The 235-nt window shown below is 64.3% G+C and carries 1 protein-coding gene; it reads left to right on the top strand.

What is annotated here, in order from left to right:
* On the top strand, nt 1-235 hold a 235-nt coding region (locus AC0L16_RS33730), incomplete at both ends, for a phasin family protein (protein WP_473625837.1).

Genomic DNA, 235 nt, shown 5'->3' with positions numbered 1-235 from the left:
CAGGACACCGCCGCCAAGACCCAGGCGATGTTCGGCGAAGCGCAGCAGCGCACCCAGGCCGCGATGGAAAAGAGCAGCAAGCTGTTCGAAGACATGGTCGCCTTCAACAAGGACAATCTGGAAGCGGTCGTCGAGTCGTCGAAGATCGCCGCCAAGGGCGCTCAGACGCTGGGCCAGGGCGCGGCGGACTATGCCAAGCGTTCGTTCGAAACCGCGACCCAGACGCTGCAGACGC

This window comes from Mesorhizobium sp. WSM4848 (genome assembly GCF_055811375.1).
The sequence above is the reverse complement of the archived record's forward strand: the minus strand, read 5'-3'. Positions and strand labels throughout refer to the sequence as shown.